This window comes from Pseudoduganella guangdongensis (genome assembly GCF_009857475.1).
GTDB lineage: Bacteria > Pseudomonadota > Gammaproteobacteria > Burkholderiales > Burkholderiaceae_D > Rugamonas > Rugamonas guangdongensis.
In genome coordinates, this window is record NZ_WWCJ01000002.1 from 124,286 (window position 1) to 143,754 (window position 19,469).

Sequence of the window (19,469 nt, forward strand, 5' to 3'; positions counted from 1 at the left end):
TCATTTGGCAGCCGGGGGCAAATGCCGCTTGGTTATGGGTGGATAATCAGTTTTCATTGGCAGCCGGGAAGCGCTCCGCCGTATGCTTTTGACAAAAGGAGAACGCATGCAAATGGGAGTGCGCGCCCTCGTCGGCGCAGTATTGATCAGTGGCGCGGGCCACGCCGCCGCCAGCCAGCTGGACGCGGAGCTATCGGCCATCGTGAACGACCCGCAGCGGCCGCTGGCGGGCTTGTCGGTGCTGGTGGTGCGCGATGGCGCGGTGGCATATCAGCAACAATTCGGCCAGCGCCGGCTTGATACGGCGGGCGCCGGCGTGACGGCGCCGGTGACGCCGCACACCATGTTCCGCATCGCCTCGATCTCGAAGATGGTGACGACACTGGGGCTGATGAAGCTGGTGGAGGAAGGCAAGCTGTCGCTCGATGCGGACGTCAGCGGCTACCTCGACTTCACGCTGCGCAACCCGCATTATCCGGCGCGCGCCATCACCCTGCGCCACCTGCTGAGCCACACCTCGACCTTGCGCGACGACGCCGGCTATTCCTGGGGCAGCGGCACGCGCTTGCGCGATGTGCTGGCGGCGGAGGGCAAAATGTGGGGGCGCGAGGGCGAGCCGGGCGCGTGGTTCACCTACTCCAACCTGAACTGGGGCGTGATCGGCACTATCATGGAAAGTGTCAGCGGTGAGCGCTTCGACCGCCTGATGAAGCGCCTGCTGCTGACGCCGATGGGCTTGAAGGGCGGCTATAACCCGGCCGAGTTCAGCCAGCAGGAAATCGTCGACACCGCCACCCTGTACCGCCGCCGCACGCGCGATACCGAAGTGTGGGACAGCAAGGGGCCATGGATTGCGCAGGTGGACGATTTTGGCGTGGCGGCCCCGCTGGCGCCGCCCGGCCTGGAGCAGTACGTGGTGGGCAGCAATGGCACGCTGTTCAGCCCGACCGGCGGCATCCGCCTGTCGGCCGCCGACCTGGGCAGGATCATGCTGATGCTGCTGAATAATGGCCGCCACGAAGGCAGGCAAATCGTCCAGCCACAGTCATTGGCGGCCATGTTCAGCGAACAATGGCGCTTTAATGGCCACAACGGCGACACCTTGAAAGGCCTGTACCACAGCTGGGGCCTGGGCACGCAGCGCTTTGCCGATGTGCGGGGCAATATGGGCGGCATGCCGGCGGATGGGCGCTTCCGCGCGGTGGGCCATCTGGGCGAAGCCTATGGCCTGGTGTCCACCTTTGCTCTGGACATGGAGAAAAGACAAGGCATTGTGTCGCTGATCGGCGGCTTTGCCAGCGATCCCGATGCCGACCCGGGCCAGTATTCCGCCCACACGCGGGCCGAGGAAAAAATTCTCGACGCCCTCTACCAGCGCGCCATCCTGGGCCGCGCGGACTAGCACTGCTGCAAGCGCATGAACCAGGGTTATGACTGCAAGAATACGTTTCATTGGCTCGGGAGCAACCCTGCCCCTTAAGCTCTATCACCAGTGAAACTCGGAGGTGGCATGCAGGAAGCACAGCAAGTGGTGGTGATTGGCGGCGGCGTGGTCGGCCTGGCGTCCGCATGGTGGCTGCTGGAAGCGGGCTACCGTGTGACCCTGCTCGAACGCGCACCGACCGTTGCCAGTGCCGCCAGCTACCGCAATGGTGGCCAGCTGAGCTACCGCTATGTGTCGCCGCTGGCCGATGTCGGCGTGCCGAAAAAGGCCATGCAATGGCTGTTCGAGCGGGACGGTCCGCTGCGTTTCCGCCCCGAGGCCGATATCCGCCAATGGCGCTGGATGACGCAATTCCTGTCCAACTGCAATGCCGCCGCCAATGCGCGCACCACCGCCAAGCTGCTGCAGTTGGGCGAGTTGAGCCGCGAATCGCTGGCCCAGCTGGAACTAACCCTGCCACTGTCCGAGTTCAACTGGCGCAATGCGGGCAAGCTGGTGGTGTACCGCAGCGAGGAAGCCTTCAAGGCCGCGCTGGACAAGCCTGAGACCGATGAGAACCGCGCCATCCTGTACGGTGCCGATACGGCGCGCGTGGAACCGGCGCTGGCCGAACTGGCGCCGCAACTGGCGGGCGGCATCTTCAACGCCGGCGAAGCGGTGGCCGATTGCTATGCCTTCTGCCTGGCATTGGAGAAGCGCATTTACGCCCATCCGCGCTTTGAGCGCTGCATGCACACGGCGGCGCGCACCATCTTTGTCGAGCATGGCAAGGTCGCGGCCATTGAAACCGATGCCGGCTGGATTTCCGCCGACCATTACGTGCTGGCCGCCGGCATCCAGAGCCGCGACCTGGCCGCCACCGCCAACCTCGACCTGCCCATGTATCCGCTCAAGGGCTACAGCCTGACCGCGCCGATCCGCCCGGAGCATGTGGCGCCGAATATCAGCATTACGGATTTCGAGCGCAAGACTTTGTATGCGCGCATCGGCAAGGAACTGCGCATTGCCGCCATGGTGGACATGGTGGGCGAAGACACCCGCATCGACCGCCGCCGCATTGCCAGCCTGACGCGCCTGGCGCGCGAGTCGATGCCGAAAGCCGCCGACTACAACCAGGCCGAAGCCTGGGCCGGCCTGCGTCCCGCCACCCCGAACAGCGCCCCCATCATCGGCGCCACGCCATATCCCAACCTGTGGCTCAACGTCGGCCACGGTCCGCTCGGCTTCACCTTCGCCTGCGGCAGCGCCAGCCTGCTGGCGACCCTGATGCGCGGCAAAGAGTCGCCCTTCGCCCTCGATTGCCTGGCGTACAAGCATTGAGCTAAGTCCTGCTGCGGTTTTCCCATTGATGTAGGATGGTTTGGTAAGTCAATGGGAGGGCACCGTGCGGACTACATTAAAAATTGATGACGATATCCTTGAGGCCGCAAGATCTCTTGCGCACTTCGAGAAGCGCAGCGTTGGCGAGGTTATCTCAAGCCTGGCTCGCAAATCACTTGATCACGAGCATCCATTCGTTACGAAGAATGGCATTCCCCAGCTACCTAAACGCGGCGCTGGGAAACCGGTCACCATGGAACTCGTCAATAAGTTGAGAGACGAGATTCCAGAATGACCTTCCTGCTCGACGTCAATGTGCTAATAGCGCTGGTTGATGACGACCATGTTCATCACGACGCTGCGCACAGATGGTTCGAAACAGAAGGCAGGCAATCATGGGCGACATGCCCGCTGACCGAAAATGGAGTTTTACGAATAGTAGGCGACCCACGGTATCCCAACTCTCCCGGTTCACCAATCGTCGTAGCACCGTTAGTGAAACAGCTTCAAATCGCACCGGGCCACGCCTTTTGGGCGGATGACATAAGTCTACTCAACCTGGCGGATCTGGATCATCGCTGCCTCCTGCACTCCCGCTACATTACAGATACATACCTGCTAGCACTGGCCAAATCACGTAATGGCACGCTGACAACGTTTGATCGTCATTTGGTCACAAGTGCCGTAAAAAATGGCAGGCGCTATTTACGGCTATTGTCTTAGGCACATCACGTCCCCCGCCGATATGGCGGATAATGGCGGGATGTCCAAATTGAAGACCCCTGTCGGCTGCCCTTGCGGCGGTCCTTCTTACGAGACGTGCTGCGGGCCGTTTATTGTCGGCGCCAAGGTACCGGAGACGGCGGAGCAGCTGATGCGCTCGCGCTATACGGCATATTCGCTCAGGAACGAGCCGTATTTATTGTCAACCTGGCACGAATCCACGCGCCCCACAGAAAAAATAGTACGCCCGGACGAAAAGCTCCAATGGCTGGGACTTGAGGTAAAATCTGCTTTACGTTTACGTCAACGTAAAGCAGAGGCCCAGCCGAACGAGGATTTTGTCGAGTTCGTGGCCCGCCTGCGCGTGGATGGCCGCGGCCAGCGCCTGCATGAGTTGAGCCGCTTCCTGCGCGAACCAGGCGATGGCGGCTTGCGCTGGTTTTACGTCGACGGCGAATTTCCAGAATAAGAGAAGACTAGAGGACGACAATGCCGAGCATCGAAAGCAAACTTAATCCGCGCAGCGAGGACTTCAAAGCCAATTCCGCTGCCATGCAAGCCCTGGTCGACGACCTGCGCGCCAAAGTCGCGAAAGCGGCGCAAGGCGGCGGCGAAGCGGCCAGCGCCAAGCATGTGGCGCGCGGCAAATTGCTGCCGCGCGACCGCGTCCAGATGCTGCTCGATCCCGGCACGCCCTTCCTCGAATTCTCGCAGCTGGCGGCGTACGAAATGTACGACAACGCCGCCCCGGCGGCTGGCGTGATCACCGGCATTGGCCGCGTCTCCGGCCAGGAGTGCGTGATCGTGTGTAACGACGCCACCGTGAAGGGCGGCACCTATTACCCGATGACGGTGAAGAAGCACCTGCGCGCGCAGGAGATCGCGGAGCAGAACAACCTGCCGTGCATCTACCTGGTGGACTCGGGCGGCGCCAACCTGCCGAACCAGGACGACGTGTTCCCGGATCGCGACCATTTCGGCCGCATCTTCTTCAACCAGGCCAATATGTCGGCCAAGGGCATCCCGCAGATCGCGGTGGTGATGGGTTCCTGCACCGCCGGCGGCGCTTACGTGCCGGCCATGTCGGACGAGTCGATCATCGTGAAAGAACAGGGCACCATCTTCCTCGGCGGCCCGCCGCTGGTGAAGGCGGCGACCGGCGAAGTGGTTTCGGCGGAAGACCTGGGCGGCGGCGATGTGCACACCCGCCTGTCGGGCGTGGCCGACCATCTGGCGCAGGACGATATGCATGCGCTGTCGATGGCGCGCACCATCGTCTCCAACCTGAACCGCCAGAAACCACAGCAGGGCGTCTTGCGCGAGGCGGTGGAGCCGAAATACGCGCCGGAAGAACTGTACGGCGTGATCCCGGTCGATACCCGCAAGCCTTTCGATATCCGCGAAGTGATCGCGCGCATCGTCGACGGCTCCGAGTTCGATGAATTCAAGGCGCGCTACGGCACCACGCTGGTGTGCGGCTTCGCCCACATCTTCGGTATGAAGGTCGGCATCATCGCCAACAACGGCATCCTGTTCTCCGAGTCGGCGCTGAAGGGCGCACACTTCATTGAACTGTGCTGCCAGCGCAAAATTCCGCTGGTGTTCCTGCAGAACATCACCGGCTTCATGGTCGGCCGCAAGTACGAAAACGAAGGCATCGCCCGCAACGGCGCCAAGATGGTGACCGCTGTCGCCACCGCCGCCGTGCCGAAGTTCACCGTCATCATCGGCGGCTCGTTCGGCGCCGGCAACTATGGCATGTGCGGCCGCGCCTACTCGCCACGCATGATGTGGATGTGGCCGAACGCGCGTATCTCCGTGATGGGCGGCGAGCAGGCAGCCGGCGTGCTGGCAACCGTGAAGCGCGACGGCATCGAAGCCAAAGGCGGCAGCTGGAGCGCCGAGGAGGAAGCGGCCTTCAAGCAGCCGATCAAGGACCAGTACGAAGTGCAGGGCCACCCTTACTACGCTTCCGCGCGCCTGTGGGACGACGGCGTGATCGATCCGGCCGACACCCGCATGGTGCTGGGCCTGGGCCTCTCCGCAGCGCTGAACCAGGAAATCCCGGACACCAAGTTCGGCGTGTTCCGCATGTAAGGAGGGGATGACGATGACCTACGAGACCTTGACCGTCGAAATCCAAGACAAAATCGCCACCGTCACCCTGAACCGTCCGGACGTGCGCAATGCTTTCAACGAGCATTCGATCAACGACCTGACGCGCGCCTTTTCGGAACTGGGCCGCAATGAGCTGGTACGCGCCATCGTTTTGGCCGGCAACGGCCCGGCCTTCTGCGCCGGCGGTGACCTGAACTGGATGAAGAAGATGGCCCATTACACCCACGAGGAGAATGAGGCCGACGCCATGCAGCTGGCGCAAATGCTGCGCACCATCTATGCCTGCCCGAAACCGGTGGTCGCGCGCGTACACGGCGACTGCTATGCGGGCGGCATGGGCCTGGTGTCCGCCTGCGACATCGTGATCGCGGTGCCGGAGGCGAATTTCTGCCTGAGCGAAGTGAAACTGGGCCTGATCCCCGCGACCATTTCGCCCTATGTCATCAAGGCGATGGGGGAGCAGGCTTCGCGCCGCTACTTCCTCACTGCCGAACGTTTCAGCGCGGCCGAAGGCCACCGTATTGGCCTGGTCCACGAACTGGTGGCTGCCGACGCGCTGGATGCCAAACTCGCCGAGGTGCTGAAAGCCCTCGTCACCAACAGCCCGAACGCAGTGAAGGAAGCGAAAGTGCTGGTGCGCGATATCGCCGGCAAGCCGGTAAACGATGCGCTGCTGAAGGATACGGCGGAACGCATCGCCCATATCCGCGCTTCCGAGCAGGGCCGCGAAGGCGTGACTTCCTTCCTGGAGAAACGCAAGCCGGGCTGGCTGAATTGAACGGAGCAGTATTTGGAAGTGAACCAACAAAGCGATTGGGTAGCACGTAGCCTGAAGTCGGTCTGGCACCCGTGCACCCAGATGCAGCACCACGAAACCGTACCGCTGATTCCGGTCAGTCATGGCCGCGGCGTGTGGCTGTACGACCACCAAGGCAAGCGCTACCTGGATGCGATCAGCTCCTGGTGGGTGAACCTGTTCGGCCATGCGAATCCGCGCATCAACGCGGCGCTGCGCGAGCAGCTGGACCTGCTGGAGCATGCCATGCTGGCCGGCTTCACCCACGAGCCGGTGATCCAGTTGAGCGAACGCCTGGCGGCGTTGACCCAGCACCAGCTGGGACATGCTTTCTACGCGTCGGACGGCGCGTCGGCGGTCGAAATCGCCTTGAAAATGAGCTTCCACTCCTGGCGCAACCGGGGCCAGGGCGAGAAGCAGGAATTCGTCTGCCTGAAGGGCAGCTACCACGGCGAGACCATCGGCGCGCTGGCCGTGACCGACGTGGCGCTGTTCAAGGATGCCTACGGCCCGCTGCTGCGTGCCACGCAAACGGTGATGTCGCCGGATGCGCGCCAGGCGCTCGCAGGCGAGAGTGCCGCCGATGTGGCGCGCCGCGCCGCCGCCGACGTTGAGCGCATGTTCACCGAACGCGCCGGCAAGATCGCCGCCATCATCATCGAACCGCTGGTGCAATGCGCCACCGGCATGGCGATGCACGATCCGCTCTACCTGAAACTGGTGCGCGAGCTGTGCGACCAGCACGGCGTGCACCTGATCCTGGACGAAATCGCCGTCGGCTGCGGCCGCACCGGCACCTTCTTCGCTTGCGAGCAAGCCGGCATCTGGCCCGACTTCCTGTGCCTGTCGAAGGGTATCAGCGGCGGCTACCTGCCGCTCTCCATCGTGCTCTCGCGCGACGAGATCTACCAGGCCTTCTACGACGCCGACGTGACACGCGGCTTCCTGCACTCGCACTCGTACACCGGCAACCCGCTGGCCTGCCGCGCCGCGCTGGCCACGCTGGATATCTTTGCCGAGGACCAGGTGCTGGAAGCGAACAAGGCGCGCTCGCGCAAGCTGACCGACGCCCTGGCGCCGCTGGCGCAGCACGAGCGCGTGAGTAATTTCCGCAATCGCGGCATGATCTGGGCCTTCGACGCGGTCAATGCCGCACCGGGCTTCTCGCGCCGCTTCTTCACCGAGGGCACCCGGCAGGAACTGCTGCTGCGCCCGATCGGCAACACCGTGTACCTGATGCCACCTTACATCCTCTCCGACGAGGAAATCGAAGGCCTGGCCGCGCGCACGCTGTCGGTATTTGAAAAGACGGTGGACTGATGGAACTGCTGGCAAAACTCGAACAGCAGCTGCAAGGCCTGCACGACCAGAACCTGATCCGCAAACGGCGCTCGGTGGAAACCGCCTGCGCGCCGCGCGTCATGGTCGACGGCCGCGAACTGCTGGCCTTCTGCAGCAACGACTACCTGGGCCTGGCCGCGCACCCGCGCCTGGCCCAAGCGATGCAACAGGGCGTTGAGCTGTACGGCACCGGCAGCGGCGCCTCGCACCTGATCAGCGGCCATAGCCGCGCCCACACACTGCTGGAACAACGGCTGGCCGAATTCCTGTCGCCGCACCTGGTGCAGGCGCAGGCGCTGTACTTCTGCACCGGCTATATGGCCAACCTGGCCGTGCTGACCGGCCTGGCCGTGGGCGACAAGGACACCGAGATTTTCAGCGAAGCGCTGAACCACGCCTCGCTGATCGACGGCGGCCGCCTGGCGCGCACCAAGGTTTCCGTCTACCCGCACGCCGACGTGGCCGCGCTGGACGAGATGCTGGCCGCGAGCAGCGCCAGCACCAAGATCGTGGTCACCGACTCCGTGTTCAGCATGGACGGCGACCTGGCGCCGCTGCCGGCCCTGCTGGCCCTATGCGAGCAGCACGATGCCTGGCTGGTGGTCGACGACGCGCACGGCTTCGGCACGCTGGGCGAGAACGGCCGCGGCGCGCTGGAGCACTTCGGCATGCACTCGCCCAACCTGGTCTATGTCGGCACGCTCGGCAAGGCGGCCGGCGTGGGCGGCGCCTTCGTGGCGGCGCACCGCACCGTGGTGGAAACGCTGATCCAGCGCGCCCGCCCCTACATCTTCACCACCGCCGCGCCGCCGGCGCTGGCGCACGCGCTGCAGGCCAGCCTGGATGTCATCTCCGGAGACGAAGGCCGCGAGCGCCGCGCCCACCTGCAGGCACTGGTGGCACAATTGCACGACAGCCTGCGCCTGAAGCGCTGGCAACTGCTGCCGTCGCAGACGGCGATCCAGCCAATCATTATTGGCGAGAACGATGAAACCATGCGGCTTGCCGCCGCGCTGTACGAGCAGGGCATCTGGGTAGGCGGCATCCGCCCGCCGACCGTGCCGGCTGGCAGCGCGCGCCTGCGCATCACCCTGTCGGCCGCCCACACGGCCGACGATGTGCGCCGCCTGGCCGACACGATTCAAACACTTGAGAGGACCTGATATGGCGCTCGAAGACCCTGTCATCGCTCCTGAACCACAGGCCGCCGCAGCCGCCGATGGCGTGCCGCTGCGCTTCTCCTGCTTTGTGGCGGGCACCGACACCGAGATCGGCAAGACGCTCACCTCGTCCGCCATGCTGTACGCGCTGGTACGCAACGGCGTACGCGCCTGCGGCATGAAACCCGTCGCCGCCGGCGCGGTGATGCGCGACGTCGAATTGCATAACGACGACGCCGACCAGCTGGTCGACGCCAGTAACGTGCACCTGCCGCAGTCGCTGACAACGCCCTTCATGCTGAAAGAGCCGGCCGCGCCGCATATCGCCGCCGCGCTGGAAGGCGTGGAGATCGACCCGGTGCCGATCCTGGCCGCCTACCTGGAAATCGCCGCCCTGACCGACGCCACCGTGGTGGAAGGCGTGGGCGGCTTCCGCGTGCCGCTGACCGACAGCTACGACACCGCCGACCTGGCGCAGCAGCTTGGCCTGCCGGTGGTGCTGGTGGTGGGCCTGCGCCTGGGCTGCATCAACCACGCGCTGCTGACCGTGGAAGCGATCCTGGCGCGCGGCTTGAAACTGGCGGGCTGGGTTGCCAATACGCTGGAATTTGAAATGAACTTCGCCGACGAGAACATCGAGGCGCTGGCAGCGCGCATTCCCGCGCCGCTGCTCGGCCGCATACCGCGCCTGGCCAAGCCGAGCGCCGCCGCTGCGGCCGAACACCTGGACTTCACGTCCCTGCCGAACTGGCCGGGTCGCCGTAACACGTAAGAGAGGAAGAGCAATGTCCCTGCAAGAACCTAAAGCCGTCCAACTGCACCGCCCAAGCGCGGCCATCAAACTGCCGGAAGCCGCCACCTGGCCGCTAGAAGACGTGATGGCGCTGTATGAGCTGCCATTCAACGATTTGATGTTCCGCGCCCAGGAAGCCCATCGCGCCAACTGGCCGGACGGCGACGTGGAGCTGGCGACCCTGCTCTCCATCAAGACCGGCGGTTGCGAAGAGGATTGCGGCTACTGCCCGCAAGCCGCGCGCTACGACACCGGCGTGGAAGCCAAGAAGATCCTGGACCTGGACACCGTGCTGGACGCCGCCAAGCAGGCGAAGGACAACGGCGCCACGCGCTTCTGCATGGGCGCCGCCTGGCGCAGCCCGAAAGAGCGCGACATGGACAAAGTCGAAACCATGGTGCGCGAAGTGAAGGCCCTGGGCCTGGAAACCTGCGCCACCCTGGGCATGCTGGAAGCCGAACAGGCGCAGCGCCTGAAGGACGCCGGCCTGGACTACTACAACCACAACCTGGACACCGCGCCGGACTTCTACGACAACGTGATCTCCACCCGCCAGTACCAGGACCGCCTGGACACCCTGGGCCACGTGCGCAGCGCCGGCCTGAAGGTCTGCTGCGGCGGCATCGTGGGCATGGGCGAATCGCGCGAACAGCGCGCCGGCCTGATCGCCCAGCTGGCCAACTTGAACCCGTACCCGGAATCGGTGCCGGTCAACCACCTGGTGCAGGTGGAAGGCACGCCGCTGCACGGCCTGGACAAGCTGGACCCGCTGGAATTCGTGCGCACCATCGCCGTCGCCCGCATCACCATGCCGAAAGCGCGCGTGCGCCTGTCGGCAGGTCGCCGCGAGCTGGGCGAAGCAGTGCAAGCGATGTGCTTCATGGCGGGCGCCAACTCGATCTTCTACGGCGACAAGCTGCTGACCACCGACAACCCGGAAGCGAACGACGACCGCGCGCTGCTGGCGAAACTGGGCCTGCCTACGCGCGGCGCGGTGTTGGAATCGGTGCAAAAAGAAGCCTGCGGCTGCTAAGAACACATCCGAATAAGAATAGAGAGAGACAATGTTCAAGAAAATCCTGATTGCCAACCGTGGTGAGATCGCCTGCCGCGTAGCAGCTACCGCACGTCGTTTGGGCATCAAGACCGTGGCCGTGTATTCGGAAGCGGACGCCAACGCCAAGCACGTTGCCGTCTGCGACGAGGCGGTGAACATCGGCCCGGCCGCCGCCAAGGAATCCTACCTGTGCGGCGACAAGCTGATCGCCGTGGCGCTGGCAACCGGGGCGGAAGCGATCCACCCGGGCTATGGTTTCCTGTCCGAGAACGCGGAGTTCGCGGACGCCTGTGCCGAAGTAGGGCTGGCCTTCATCGGCCCGCCGGCTTCCGCCATGCGCGCCATGGGTTCGAAATCGGCTGCCAAGCAGCTGATGGAAAAAGCCAATGTGCCGCTGGTGCCGGGCTACCACGGCGACAACCAGGATGCAGGCTTCCTGCAAGAACAAGCCGACCGCATCGGCTACCCCGTGCTGCTGAAAGCTTCCGCAGGCGGCGGCGGCAAGGGTATGCGCGTGATCGAATCGTCGGAAGCGTTCAAGGATGCGCTGGCATCCTGCAAACGCGAGGCGATCAGCTCCTTCGGCGACGACAAGGTGCTGGCGGAGAAATACCTGCTGCGCCCGCGCCATATCGAGATCCAGGTATTCGCCGACACCCACGGCAACTGCATCTACCTATTCGAGCGCGATTGCTCGGTGCAGCGCCGCCACCAGAAAGTGCTGGAAGAAGCGCCGGCCCCAGGCATGAGCGACGAGCGCCGCAAGGCGATGGGCGAGGCCGCCGTGGCAGCCGCAAAAGCGGTCGGCTACGTCGGCGCCGGCACCGTGGAGTTCATCGCCAACCAGGACGGCAGCTTCTACTTCATGGAGATGAACACCCGCCTGCAGGTGGAGCACCCGGTGACCGAAATGATCACCGGCACCGACCTGGTGGAATGGCAGATCCGCGTCGCCGCCGGCGAAGCGCTGCCGAAGCAGCAGAGCGAGCTGACCATCAACGGCCACGCGATCGAGGCCCGCATCTACGCCGAGAATCCGGAAAAAGGCTTCCTGCCGTCGATCGGCACCTTGCGCCACCTGGAGACGCCGGCAGCAGTGAACTTTGAGCTGGGCGGCGTGCCGGGCCACCCGTCCGCCATTCGTATCGATTCCGGCGTGCGCCAAGGCGACGCCATTTCGCCGTTCTACGACCCGATGATCGCCAAGCTGATCGTGTGGGGCGCAGACCGCAAGCAGGCGCTGGCCCGCATGGCGCAAGCGCTGGCGCAGTACCAGATCGTGGGCCTGGCGACCAACATCGCCTTCCTGAAACGCCTGGTGGAAGGCGACGCCTTCGCCACCGCCGACCTGGATACCGGCCTGATCGAGCGCAACCACGAAGCGCTGTTCCCGCCGGCGCGTTCGGTGCCGGTGGCCGCCATTGCGCTGGCTGCGGTATCCCTGATCGAAGAAGAGAAGGACCAATCGGCCGCCCAATCCGGCGCCAACAAAGGCGACCCATGGGGCCAGGCACTGGGCTGGCGCATGAATTTCCACTATGCGCGCAAGCTGGCCTTCAGCGATGAACACGGCAAGCAGTACGCGCCGATGCTGACCTATCTGCCGCACGGCTGGCACTTCGAGATCAAGGGCCTGGAAGTCGACCTGTCGCTGTTCAGGCAAGACGGCGTGGACCTCAGCATCAAGCTGGGCGAAACCTCGGTGCATGGCACCGTGCGCCGCGATGGCGATGCATTCCACGTCTTCACCGGCGGCGGCCACTTTGTGCTGGACTATAACGACCCGATGGCGCATGCCGGCGAGTCGGAAGCCGAAGGCGGGCGCCTGACCGCGCCCATGCCGGGCAAAGTCGTCGCCGTGCTGGCCGAAAAGGGTGCGCAAGTGAAGAAGGGCGATGCCCTGGTCATCATGGAAGCGATGAAGATGGAGCACACCATCTCCGCTCCGCACGACGGCGTGGTGGAAGAGATCCTGTACGCCGTGGGCGACCAGGTGGCGGATGGCGCGCCGCTGCTGGCCTTCAAGACCGCCGCCTGAGGAGGGCGCATGCGCATCCTCCTGTATCGCGCGGACGGCAATACCGCGCCCTGGATCAAGGACTTCGCCGACTTCCTGCCGGAAGCGGAGGTGGTGGTGTGGCGCCCCGGCATTGAACTGGCGCCCTGCGACTACGCCGTGCTGTGGACGCCGCCGCAGGACATGCTGGCCGACTTGGCGCATGTGAAAGCGATCTTCCTCACCGGCGCCGGCGCCGACGCGATCATGAAGTACGCGCAGGCGATTCCGCCGCATATCCCGATCGTGCGCCTGAACGACGCCGGCATGGGCATGCAGATGGCGGAATATGCCACCTACGCCGTGCTGCGCTACTTCCGCCGCATGGACGAATACGAGGCGCAGGCCCGTGCCGGCGCCTGGCTGCAGCTGGAAGCGCGCGACAAGAGCGATTTTTCGGTCGGCGTGATGGGGGTGGGCGCGCTCGGCTCGCATGTGATTGAAGCCCTGCGCCCGTTCGGCTTCCCGCTGCGCGCCTGGAGCCGCACGCCCAGGACGCTGGCGGGCGTGGAGTGCTTCCACGGCGCCGACGGGCTGGACGGTTTCCTCGGCTCCTCACGCGTGGTCGTCTGCATGCTGCCGCTGACGCCGGAAACCACGAATATCCTGAACCGCACCAACCTGCAAAAGCTGCCCCAGGGCGCGTACATCGTCAACGTCGGGCGCGGCGCGCACCTGTCCGATCCGGACCTGCTGCCGCTGATTAAGTCTGGCCATATCGCCGGCGCCACGCTGGACGTATTCCGCAACGAACCGCTGCCGGCGCAGCACCCGTTCTGGCAAGAACCGCGCGTGACGATCACGCCGCACATCTCCGCGCTGACGCTGCGCCGCGAGAGCGTGGAGCAGATCGCGGCCAAGATGCGCCAGCACATGCGCGGCGAACCGGTCGCCGACACCATCAACCGAGACAAGGGATACTGAAATGAGTTTGCCAAAGAAGGTCAAGATTGTTGAAGTGGGCCCGCGCGACGGCCTGCAGAACGAAAAGGGCGAAGTGCCGGCCGAGGTAAAGATCGAGCTGGTGAACCGCCTGACCGACGCGGGCTTCCCGAATATCGAAGCGGCGTCCTTCGTGTCGCCGAAATGGGTGCCGCAGATGGCGACTTCGAAGGAAGTCATGGCCGGCATCAGCCGCAAGCCGGGCGTGATCTACTCCGCGCTGACGCCGAATATGCAGGGCTTCGAAGCCGCGCTGGCGGCCGGCGCCAACGAGGTGGTGATTTTCGGCGCCGCTTCGGAAGCCTTCTCGCAAAAGAACATCAACTGCTCGATCGCCGAATCGATCGAGCGCTTTGTACCGGTCGCCAAGGCCGCCAAAGACGCCGGACTGCGCCTGCGCGCCTCGGTCAGCACCGCCTTCGGTTGCCCGTACCAGGGCGAGGTGCCGCTCGATTCCGTGGCGTATGTGGTGGGCCGCATGCGCGACCTGGGTTGCGACGAGATCGATATTGCCGACACCATCGGCGTCTCCACCCCGCGCAAAACGCAGGCGGTGATGGAGCGCGCCATCAAGGAGTTCCGCGCCAACGGCTTGGCGGGCCACTTCCACGACACCTACGGCCAGGCGCTGGCGAACATCTACGCCGCACTGGAAGTGGGAATCGAAATCTTCCACTCCTCCGTATCCGGCCTGGGCGGCTGCCCGTACGCCAAGGGCGCGACCGGGAATGTGGCCACGGAAGACGTGATCTACATGATGAACGGCCTGGGGATTGAGACCGGCGTGGACCTCGACAAGGTGGTTGACGCCGGCCAGTTCATCTCCAACTTCCTCGGCCGCAAGGCCGCCAGCCGCGCCGGCAATGCGATTGCCGCCAAGCGCGCCGGCTGATTAATGTTCGTCCGAGCGGCCGCGTAGCAGGAACACTGCCAGCAGCGCGGCCGCTGCACGCTGCAGCGCTTGCCAGTTCGGCGTCGCGAACAAGACCTCCAGCGGCGGTAGCGGATGCGGCGCACCGTCCGCGATACCGCGCCAGACCGCCGCGAACTGCGCGATGCCGTTACGCTCCTCCGCCGAAAAGACCGGTTCCACGAACTGCTGCTTCCAATCCGGCGTGACCCAATCCTCCCACTGATTCAGCACCTCGTCCGCCGCCGACATGGCCGGCGCCGCGTCCTGCAACTGGCGCTGGGCCGGGAACGAGCTGGCCAGCTCCAGGTACTCGATGACACGGTTGCGCACGCGGCGCAGGCCGATCGGCTGCTCCGGCACGGAGGCGCGCGGAGAGCGCAGCCAATAATAGAGGTCAAAGGTGGTCGCCGCAGCAGGCATTGGCGCGGACGGCAAATCCGCCTTCTGCTGCCAAAGCGGGAACCAATGCGGATCATGCACATGCGAGCCGCTGGCTGGCGCGCCAAACTGCACGTGCCGCACTTGCGCCTCCGCCAGGCTATGCGTGTTCGCACCGCTAGCGAGGAAAGGTGAATAGAGTTGCGCCAGGTCGTCCTGCCAGCCGCATTCGGCGCAGGTAGCGAGCGAGCCGGGCAGGCTGGCGAAGGTAGCGAATCCGCAGCAGGGGCAGATATACATGGCGCAGATCTCAAAGCGGAAAAAAAAAGACCTGCACGAATGCAGGTCTTTTTTCTGAAACTTGGTCGGAGTACAAGGATTCGAACCTTGGACCCTCTGCTCCCAAAGCAGATGCGCTACCGGGCTGCGCTACACTCCGAAGAAGCAAGATAATACAAGCTGGCCCCGTGGCCGTCAACCCCCAATTTAAAAATGTCCACTTCGGGGTCAGGAAGAAATGAGGACATTCCTGCAGGGAATGTCCTCATTTCTTCCTGACCCCGAAGTGGACATTTATTGCTTAAGCTCGAGGGCGCGGTCGTAGAGGGCGTTCTTTTTCTTGCCGGTGATTTGGGCGGCGAGGGTGGCGGCTTGTTTGACGGGCAACTCGGCCAGCAGGATCTGCAGGATGCGGTCGGCTTCGGCGTCCTGGCCTTCGTCGGCGCGGGGAGCGCCTTCGACCAGCACGACGAATTCGCCTTTTTCATGGTTGGCATCGGATTTGAGCCAGGCGACCGCTGCGCCCAGCGGGCAGCGGTGGATCTGTTCGAACAATTTCGTCACTTCACGGGCGAAGACGACCTGGCGCTGGGGACCAAAGACGTCGGCCAGGGCCTGAGCGCATTCGATGATCCGGTGCGGGGCTTCGTAGAACACCAGCGTGGCGGCAGCGCCGGCCAGCCCTTGCAGCACGGCTTCGCGTTGCTTGGCTTTGGATGGCAAAAATCCAACAAAATGGAATTGGTCGTTCACCAGGCCGCTGGCCGACAGCGCGGCAACCACGGCGGAGGCGCCGGGCAGCGGGATCACGCGCAGGCCGGCGGCGCGCACGGCGTCCACAATGCGGGCGCCGGGGTCGGATACGGCGGGCGTGCCGGCGTCGGACACCAGGGCGATGCGCTCGCCGGCCTGCAGCCGGGCGACCAGTCCTTCGGCGGCTTCCCGTTCGTTGTGCATGTGGGCGGCGATCAGCGGCTTGTGCAGGCCGAAGCGGTTCATCAGCTGGGCCGTGTTGCGCGTGTCTTCGCAGGCAACGGCGTCGACCAGCGACAGCACATGCAGGGCGCGCAGGCTAATGTCGGTAACATTGCCAATTGGCGTAGCCACCACGTATAAAGATGCCGTAGGATAGGTCTGGTGGACGGTCTCGCCGAGGATGGGCAAGCCGGCGAGCGGGCTGGAATCTTGTGCTGTCATTGGGGGTAGGATGCTGCCAAATAAAATCAACAATCTGTTGCTCTGCGTTGCGGCCATGCTGGCCAGCGCCTGCAGCGCGCCGTGCGGCACGCCGGGCCGATTGTGCGCGCCAATTACGTCCGTGACAAGTGCGGAGCCTGCCGCGCAGCCACTTCCCAGGCCACCGATGCAAGCGGCGCCGCCAAAGCCGGCGGAACCGGAGGTGGTGGTGGAGACCTTCGCCGTGCCACCGCAGGATGCGCCGCGCCCGTCAGGCATCATGCAGGTCATCCCGCAGCCGGCCGGGGAGGCGGGCGACCAGCCGCCTTACCGCATCGCGCTGCTGCTGCCCCTGCATTCCGATGCACTGGGGCGGGCGGCCGATGCGCTGCGCGCCGGCTTTATGGCGGCCCTGGAGCGCGACCGCAAGGGTTTTGAGGTGACCCTGGTGGAAACCAGCGACCAGCCGCAGGAGGTGCTGGCGGCCTACGTCGCGGCCCAGCAGCAGAACGATATGATAGTGGGCCCGCTGGCGCGTTCCGCCGTCACGGCCCTCGCCGGCAGCCAGCAGGTTGCCAAACCGACCATCGCACTCAATCATCCGGATTTGCGCGGCGAGGCGCGCCTGCCGCCGCAATTGCTGGTGATCGGCCTGTCGATCGAGGAGGAGGCGCGCCAGGTGGCCGAATGGGCGGCGCGCGAGCATCCGTCAGCGCGGGCACTGGTCGTTTCGGGGAATTCGGCCTGGCAAAAGCGCATCGCCGGGGCTATTTCGGCCCAATGGCAGCGCCTGGGCCTCACAGCGCGCAGTCAGGAACTCAACCCGCTGAACGGCTACCTGCAGGATGCGGAGCTGGTCGCCCTGCGCGCGCGCTTGCAGAACGAACCGGCCGGCGTGCTGTTCGCGGCGCTCGATCCGGACCAGGCGCGCCAGTTGCGCAGCGCGCTGGCCACGCCGCCGCTGAATGAGATCCCTATGTACGGCACCTCGTCGCTCAATCCGGGCCGCAGCACCATCCTGCCCGGCCCGGAAATGGATGGGGTGCGCCTGCTCGACCTGCCCTGGCTGGTGCAGCGCGACCACCCGGCGGTGATGGTTTATCCACAGCCGGAGCCGCGTGGCGAGGCGCGCCTGGGGGCGGATATGGAGCGCATCTATGCGCTGGGCATCGACGCTTTCCGCATTGCGCGGGAAATCGCGCGCCAGCCGAAGCGCCGCTTCCAGCTGGACGGGGTGACGGGCCAGCTGACTGTCGATTTCGGCCAGGGCCCGCCCTGGTTTGAGCGCATCGAAGTCCCGGCCGAATACCGCAACGGCGTGCCGACGCCCGTTCGCTGATGGCGCGCACCGAGCTGCAGGATATCGGCCATGAGGGCGAGGAGCGCGCCCTGGCCTACCTGCAACAACAGGGCCTGACCCTGGTCGAGCGCAATTTCCTGTGCAAGGTGGGGGAGCTGGACCTGATCATGCGCGACGGGCCAAGCCTGGTCTTTGTGGAGGTCCGGGAGCGCAACAATCCGCTCTACGGCGGTGCCGCCGCCAGCATCAGCCCGGCCAAAAAGCGCCGCATCGTGCGCGCCGCCCAGTTTTACCTCTTGCGTTGCAAACCCTTGCCGCCATGTCGAATTGACATTGTCGCCATCGACGGCGGGCGCATAAACTGGCTGCGCAACGCTATCATTGACCAAATGTAAGCATTTTTAACAGCGCTTGTGAGGCCCGGCAGGCCGCTGCACTATAATTACGCACACTATGACTAATCAACGCATCCTCTCGCACTTCCACGAAAGTGCCGAAATCAAGATCCAGTCCGCAACCGTCCTGGCGCAGCCAATCGCGCAAGCGGTCGAACTGATGTTCTCCGCCCTCTCGAACGGCAACAAGATCCTGGCCTGCGGCAACGGCGGATCGGCTGCCGATGCCCAGCACTTTGCTGCGGAACTGGTAGGCCGTTTCGAGCGTGAACGCTTCCCGTTGCCGGCGATTTCGCTGGCAACCGACACCTCCATCCTGACCGCTGTGGCCAACGACTACAGCTACCGCGAGATCTTCTCCAAGCAGGTGCAGGCGTTTGGCCAGGCTGGCGACATCCTGCTGGCGATTTCCACTTCGGGCAATTCGGCCAACGTGATGGCGGCAATCGAAGCGGCGCTGGAGCGTGAAATGCGTGTCGTGGCGCTGACCGGTAAAGGCGGCGGCGCAATCGGCAAGATGCTGACCGACGCCGATGTGCATATCTGCGTGCCGGCGGACCGTACTGCGCGTATCCAGGAAGTCCACCTGCTGACCATTCACTGCATTTGCGACGGTATCGACGTCGCCCTGTTCGGAGGAGATGTTAATGAGTAAAGCGCGTCCACTGACGCTGGCTGTGGCTGCTGCCGTCCTGGCCAGCACCACCCTGTCCGCTTGCGCCCCGCTGCTGGTTGGCGGCGCCGTCGCCGGCACCATCGCCGCGACCGACCGCCGCACCTTTGGCGCCCAGACCGAGGACAAGTCGATTGTCGTCAAGGCGGAGCTGAAGCTGCCGAACGTCGCCGGCAAGAGCAGCCACGTCAACGTGAACAGCTTTAACCGCCGCGTGCTGCTGACCGGCGAAGTGCCGGATGACGAAACCAAGGCCAAGGTGGAACGCGAAATCCGCGCCATCGAAGGCGTGGTGAACGTCACCAATGAGCTGGAAGTGGGCTTCTCCTCCAGCTACACCTCGCGCTCCAACGATGCGCTGATCACCTCCAAGGTCAAACTGAGCCTGGCCGATGCCAAGGATATCTCGGCCAACAGCTTCAAGGTCGTCACCGAGAAGGGCGCCGTGTTCCTGATGGGCCGCGTGACCCAGCGCGAAGGCGCGCAAGCGGCCGATATCGCGCGCGGCGTGGCCGGCGTGACCAAGGTGGTGAAAGTGTTCGAGTATATTTCCGAGGACGAGTGGAAGCAGTACCAGCCCGCCCCGGCAACGCAAGGCTAAAACA

Annotated in this window: 19 protein-coding genes and 1 tRNA gene; 17 read left to right on the forward strand and 3 right to left on the reverse strand. The window is 64.5% G+C overall.

Annotation, left to right across the window (positions count from 1 at the left end):
- Window positions 1-106: 106 nt before the first annotated feature.
- From GTP41_RS03085 to GTP41_RS03145, 13 genes are all read left to right on the forward strand, one after another.
- Window positions 107-1,402, forward strand: a complete 1,296-nt coding sequence (locus GTP41_RS03085) for a serine hydrolase domain-containing protein (RefSeq protein ID WP_161024099.1) — start codon at window positions 107-109, stop codon at window positions 1,400-1,402.
- A 108-nt stretch (window positions 1,403-1,510) separates the two neighbouring features.
- Window positions 1,511-2,764, forward strand: a complete 1,254-nt coding sequence (locus GTP41_RS03090) for a D-amino acid dehydrogenase (RefSeq protein WP_161024100.1) — start codon at window positions 1,511-1,513, stop codon at window positions 2,762-2,764.
- A 291-nt stretch (window positions 2,765-3,055) separates the two neighbouring features.
- Window positions 3,056-3,487, forward strand: a complete 432-nt coding sequence (locus tag GTP41_RS03095) for a TA system VapC family ribonuclease toxin (RefSeq protein WP_161024101.1) — start codon at window positions 3,056-3,058, stop codon at window positions 3,485-3,487.
- 40 nt (window positions 3,488-3,527) lie between these two features.
- Window positions 3,528-3,956, forward strand: coding sequence for a YchJ family protein (locus GTP41_RS03100; RefSeq protein WP_161024102.1), 429 nt, complete (start codon window positions 3,528-3,530; stop codon window positions 3,954-3,956).
- 20 nt (window positions 3,957-3,976) lie between these two features.
- Window positions 3,977-5,584 carry a carboxyl transferase domain-containing protein gene (locus tag GTP41_RS03105; RefSeq protein ID WP_161024103.1) on the forward strand — a complete coding sequence of 536 codons (1,608 nt, stop codon included), beginning with the start codon at window positions 3,977-3,979 and terminating at the stop codon, window positions 5,582-5,584.
- A gap of 13 nt (window positions 5,585-5,597) precedes the next feature.
- The gene (locus GTP41_RS03110) at window positions 5,598-6,383 is read left to right on the forward strand and encodes an enoyl-CoA hydratase/isomerase family protein (RefSeq protein ID WP_161024349.1); all 786 of its coding nucleotides are present in this window, start codon (window positions 5,598-5,600) and stop codon (window positions 6,381-6,383) included.
- 12 nt (window positions 6,384-6,395) lie between these two features.
- Window positions 6,396-7,721, forward strand: a complete 1,326-nt coding sequence (bioA, locus tag GTP41_RS03115) for an adenosylmethionine--8-amino-7-oxononanoate transaminase (RefSeq protein WP_161024104.1) — start codon at window positions 6,396-6,398, stop codon at window positions 7,719-7,721.
- Window positions 7,721-8,905 (forward strand): 8-amino-7-oxononanoate synthase, encoded by a 1,185-nt coding sequence (gene bioF, locus GTP41_RS03120; protein WP_161024105.1) that lies wholly within the window; start codon window positions 7,721-7,723, stop codon window positions 8,903-8,905. Before bioA ends, bioF begins: the two co-directional genes overlap by 1 nt.
- Window position 8,906: 1 nt before the next feature.
- Window positions 8,907-9,674, forward strand: coding sequence for a dethiobiotin synthase (gene bioD / locus GTP41_RS03125; protein ID WP_161024106.1), 768 nt, complete (start codon window positions 8,907-8,909; stop codon window positions 9,672-9,674).
- A gap of 13 nt (window positions 9,675-9,687) precedes the next feature.
- A complete protein-coding gene (gene bioB, locus GTP41_RS03130; protein WP_161024107.1) occupies window positions 9,688-10,728 on the forward strand; it encodes a biotin synthase BioB in 1,041 nt (346 codons plus the stop codon).
- Between the two features lie 31 nt (window positions 10,729-10,759).
- A complete protein-coding gene (locus GTP41_RS03135; protein ID WP_161024108.1) occupies window positions 10,760-12,790 on the forward strand; it encodes an acetyl/propionyl/methylcrotonyl-CoA carboxylase subunit alpha in 2,031 nt (676 codons plus the stop codon).
- 9 nt (window positions 12,791-12,799) lie between these two features.
- The gene (locus GTP41_RS03140) at window positions 12,800-13,732 is read left to right on the forward strand and encodes a 2-hydroxyacid dehydrogenase (protein WP_161024109.1); all 933 of its coding nucleotides are present in this window, start codon (window positions 12,800-12,802) and stop codon (window positions 13,730-13,732) included.
- Between the two features lies 1 nt (window position 13,733).
- Window positions 13,734-14,642, forward strand: coding sequence for a hydroxymethylglutaryl-CoA lyase (locus tag GTP41_RS03145; protein ID WP_161024110.1), 909 nt, complete (start codon window positions 13,734-13,736; stop codon window positions 14,640-14,642).
- Here GTP41_RS03145 and GTP41_RS03150 read toward each other — a convergent pair whose 3' ends face one another.
- The 3 genes from GTP41_RS03150 to rsmI all read right to left on the reverse strand — a co-directional run bounded on the left by GTP41_RS03150 (window position 14,643) and on the right by rsmI (window position 16,517).
- A complete protein-coding gene (locus GTP41_RS03150; protein WP_161024111.1) occupies window positions 14,643-15,341 on the reverse strand; it encodes a CPCC family cysteine-rich protein in 699 nt (232 codons plus the stop codon).
- A gap of 62 nt (window positions 15,342-15,403) precedes the next feature.
- Window positions 15,404-15,480, reverse strand: a tRNA-Pro gene (locus tag GTP41_RS03155).
- Window positions 15,481-15,614: 134 nt separating this feature from the next.
- Window positions 15,615-16,517, reverse strand: coding sequence for a 16S rRNA (cytidine(1402)-2'-O)-methyltransferase (rsmI, locus tag GTP41_RS03160; RefSeq protein ID WP_161024112.1), 903 nt, complete (start codon window positions 16,515-16,517; stop codon window positions 15,615-15,617).
- Between the two features lie 10 nt (window positions 16,518-16,527).
- Between rsmI and GTP41_RS03165 the strand changes: the two genes are divergently transcribed.
- Genes GTP41_RS03165 through GTP41_RS03180 form a run of 4 tightly spaced genes read left to right on the forward strand, consistent with a single transcriptional unit; the run spans window position 16,528 to window position 19,465 of the window.
- Complete coding sequence (locus GTP41_RS03165) at window positions 16,528-17,835, forward strand: penicillin-binding protein activator (RefSeq protein ID WP_229502719.1); 1,308 nt, start codon at window positions 16,528-16,530, stop codon at window positions 17,833-17,835.
- Window positions 17,835-18,191 carry a YraN family protein gene (locus tag GTP41_RS03170; RefSeq protein ID WP_161024113.1) on the forward strand — a complete coding sequence of 119 codons (357 nt, stop codon included), beginning with the start codon at window positions 17,835-17,837 and terminating at the stop codon, window positions 18,189-18,191. The genes GTP41_RS03165 and GTP41_RS03170 overlap by 1 nt, the downstream gene beginning before the upstream one ends.
- A 58-nt stretch (window positions 18,192-18,249) precedes the next feature.
- Window positions 18,250-18,846, forward strand: a complete 597-nt coding sequence (locus tag GTP41_RS03175; RefSeq protein WP_161024114.1) for a phosphoheptose isomerase — start codon at window positions 18,250-18,252, stop codon at window positions 18,844-18,846.
- Entirely contained in the window at window positions 18,839-19,465 is a 627-nt protein-coding gene (locus GTP41_RS03180) for a BON domain-containing protein (protein ID WP_229502720.1), read from the forward strand. The genes GTP41_RS03175 and GTP41_RS03180 overlap by 8 nt, the downstream gene beginning before the upstream one ends.
- Window positions 19,466-19,469: the final 4 nt, after the last annotated feature.